Origin of the sequence: Micromonospora sp. NPDC023966 (assembly GCF_040639095.1) — a bacterium.
Lineage (GTDB): Bacteria > Actinomycetota > Actinomycetes > Mycobacteriales > Micromonosporaceae > Micromonospora.
In genome coordinates this window covers 1-3,259 of the sequence record NZ_JBEZZJ010000081.1, presented here as the reverse complement: position 1 = coordinate 3,259, position 3,259 = coordinate 1, and the positions used below count along the sequence as shown (strand labels likewise).

The 3,259-nt window shown below is 78.2% G+C and carries 3 protein-coding genes; all 3 read left to right on the top strand.

The window, feature by feature from the left end:
- Nucleotides 1-520 precede the first annotated feature (520 nt).
- Nucleotides 521-1,021 (top strand): SAV_6107 family HEPN domain-containing protein, encoded by a 501-nt coding sequence (locus tag AB0F68_RS35185; protein ID WP_357346207.1) that lies wholly within the window; start codon nt 521-523, stop codon nt 1,019-1,021.
- A 155-nt stretch (nt 1,022-1,176) separates the two neighbouring features.
- Nucleotides 1,177-1,944: a hypothetical protein gene (locus AB0F68_RS35180; RefSeq protein WP_357346205.1), complete on the top strand. Its 768-nt coding sequence runs from the start codon at nt 1,177-1,179 to the stop codon at nt 1,942-1,944.
- Nucleotides 1,941-3,259 (top strand): DNA polymerase Y family protein (locus tag AB0F68_RS35175; protein WP_357346202.1); only part of this gene is annotated, 1,319 nt, incomplete at its 3' end. The genes AB0F68_RS35180 and AB0F68_RS35175, both read left to right, overlap by 4 nt.

Here is a 3,259-nt window from a genome sequence, read left to right as displayed (position 1 = left end):
GTCCACATCGCAACCACCAAGAAGACCAACAAATCCGGCACCACGAAAACGAAGACCACGAATCCCCGCCCACGCCGAACAGGTTAAAGATCAAGCTGAGAGTTCACCGACCGGCGCTCGGCACGCCGGTGCGTCACACGTTGCATTTTCGTCGGAGGGGAGGTGTACTGTCAGAGCAGTTAGAACGAGTGTTCGATTCAGTCGTACGCCCGTTCCAACGTCCGGGAGCGGTGTTTCGCGGCGCCGGCTCCCGGGAGGTGCGGTTCCGCGGACCGCACCGGGCTCCGGACAGTCGCGAGTCCGGACCCATCAGGCAGGATCGTCGCCCGCCGCCCACGACCCCCGGGCGGCGGGCGACGGACCCGCCGGTACGCCGGCCGGGTGTGGTGTGGGGAAGCATCCACACCCGGCCGGCCACCACCCTGGTGCGTCTTCCTCCGCACCGCCCGTTCCGGGCGTCCCGGGCGACGGTTTCCCGTCGCGTGGGCCGCCCCGCCCCGGCCCACGCGGAGGAGAGACCATGTCGACCAGTCCGGCCCAGGCGCCCACGGTGCCCGCGCACGTGCTGCCGCACCGCACCCCCGCCCAGCTGCTCGTGGTGGCCCGCCACGGGCTGGCCGAGGCCGCCCGGACCCGGCCCGACGGCCTCCGGTACGCCGCCGCCCACCTCGCCGCGCTGCGCGCCGCCGCCGCCCTGCTGGCCGCCCGTGCCCGCCCCGCACCCACCCGGCGCAACCGGATCACCAGCGTCTGGGTGCTGCTCGCCGCCGTCGCCCCCGAGCTGAACGAGTGGGCCAACTACTTCGCCGCCGGAGCCGGCAAGCGGGCCGCCGCCGAAGCCGGCATCCCCCGGGTGGTCACCGCCCGGGAGGCCGACGACCTGCTCCGCGCCGCCGAGGAGTTCGTGACCGTGGTGGAGACCGCGCTCGGCCTGGCGCACCAACCGGCGCTCGACGGGCCGCACCCACTCCGGCTCGGCGTGTCCGACGCCGCGCCGCGGCCCGGAGCAGCCGCCGCCTGAGTCGTGGCGCCCGGCCATCACCGGCGGGACCCCGGGTGGCCGGGCGCCACTCCCGGCGGCAGCGAGTACGCCGCGCCGCACGGTCCCGCACGCACGATCCAAGCACCATCCACGGGCCGGTGCCCGTGGTCAACACATGACGGGGGGTAGGTCCGATGGCGGGCCGCATGGTGGTCGGTTCCGCCGCCCTGGCCGAGCTGGTACGCCCGGCGAGCGCGCCCGACCCGGCGGGCGGCCACCGGGTGCTCCCCGTCCGGCCCGAGCTGACCGGGCTGCTGCCCAACCGCGGGCTGCGGCGCGGCAGCACCATCGCGGTCGGCGTCGGCCAGCCCCGGCGCAGCGGCGCCACCTCCCTGATCCTCGCCCTGCTCGCCGAGGCGTCCCGGGCCGGCTCGTGGTGCGCCGTGGTCGGCGTACCCACCTTCGGGGCCGGCGCGGCGGCCGAGGCCGGCATCGCCCTGGACCGGCTCGCCCTGGTGCCGAACCCCGGGCCGGAGTGGCCCACCGTCGTGGCCGCGCTCATCGACGGGGTCGACGTGGTGGTCACCGCCGTGCCGACCACGGTCTCCGCCTCGGTCGCCAACCGGCTGGCCGCCCGGGCCCGGCAGCGCGGCAGCGTGCTCGTCCCGTACGGCCGGTGGGACGGCGCGGACGTGACGCTCCAGGTGGTCCGCGGGGTCTGGGAGGGGCTCGGGCCGGGCCGGGGCCGGCTGCGCCGCCGGGAGGTGACCGTCTCGGCCCGCGGCCGGGGCGCGGCCGCCCGCCCCAAGGAGATCAAGGTCTGGCTGCCCGGCGACGAGCTGACCCGGGTGATCCCCCGGTCGACCGGCGCCGGCGCCGTCCGCGCCGCCGCGCCCCGCCGGCTCCGTGTGGTGGCCCCGGCCGCCGCCGTCCGGCCGCTCACCGTGGTCGGGTCGGCATGAGCGGTACGCCGGCACGGACCCTGCTGCTCTGGTGCCCGGACTGGCCGGTCCTCGCCGCCGAGATCGTCGACGGGGTGCCGGCCACCGACCCGGTCGCGGTGCTGCACGCCAACCGGGTGGTCGCCTGCTCCGAGCGGGCCCGCGCCGAGGGCGTCCGCCGGGGGCTGCGCCGGCGGGAGGCGCAGGGGCGCTGCCCGCAGCTCATCGTCGTCGACCACGACCCCGCCCGAGACGCCCGGGCGTTCGAGCCGGTGGTGGCCGCCGTCGAGGAGGTGGTCGCCGGGGTCGAGGTGATCCGCCCCGGGGCGTGCGCGCTGGCCGCCCGGGGCCCCAGCCGCTACCTGGGCGGCGAGGAGGCGGCGGCCGAGCGGATCGTCGAGCACGTCGCCCAGACCTGCGCGGTGGAGAGCCAGGTCGGCATCGCCGACGGGGTCTTCGCCGCCGGGCTGGCCGCCCGGGACGGGCGGATCGTGCCCCCCGGCGGGACCCCGGAGTTCCTGACCGGCCTGCCCGTTGAGGCGCTCGGCCGGCCCACCCTGACCGACCTGCTGCGCCGGCTGGGGGTACGCACCCTCGGCGACTTCGCCGCGCTGCCCGCCGGGGACGTGCTGGCCCGGTTCGGCTTCGACGGGGCGCTGGCCCACCGGCTCGCCGCCGGCCGGGACCACCGGCCGCTCGCGGTCCGGCAGCCGCCCGCCGACCTGACCGTCACCGCCGACCACGACGAGCCGATCGACCGGGTCGACGCCGCGGCGTTCGCCGCCCGCACGCTGGCCGAGCAGTTGCACGAGCGGCTCGCCGGCTACGGGCTGGCCTGCACCCGGCTCGGCATCGAGGCGGTCACCGCGCACGGCCAGGAGCTGCACCGGGTCTGGCGGCACGACGGCCTGCTCACCGCCGCGGCCATCGCCGACCGGGTCCGCTGGCAGCTCGACGGCTGGCTCTCCGGCAGCAACGGCCGGGGCGGCGCCCGCCCGGCCCGCCCCACCGCCGGGATCATCCGGCTGCGGCTGGTGCCGGACGGGGTGCTCGCCCAGGCCGGCCTGCAACCCGGCCTGTGGGGGGAGACCGGCGAGGAGCGGGAACGGGCGCACCGCGCGTTGAGCCGGGTGCAGGGCATCCTCGGCCCCGAGGCGGTGGTCACCGCCGTGCTCGGCGGCGGCCGCTCCCCGGCCGATCAGGTGCGCCTGGTCCCGTGGGGCGACGAGCGCCTGCCCGCCCGCCCCGGCCCGCCACCCCTGCCGACCGCCGCGCCCGTCCCGGCAGCCGCCCCCGTCCCGGCAGCCGCGCCCGTGCCGGCCGCCGCGACCGTCCC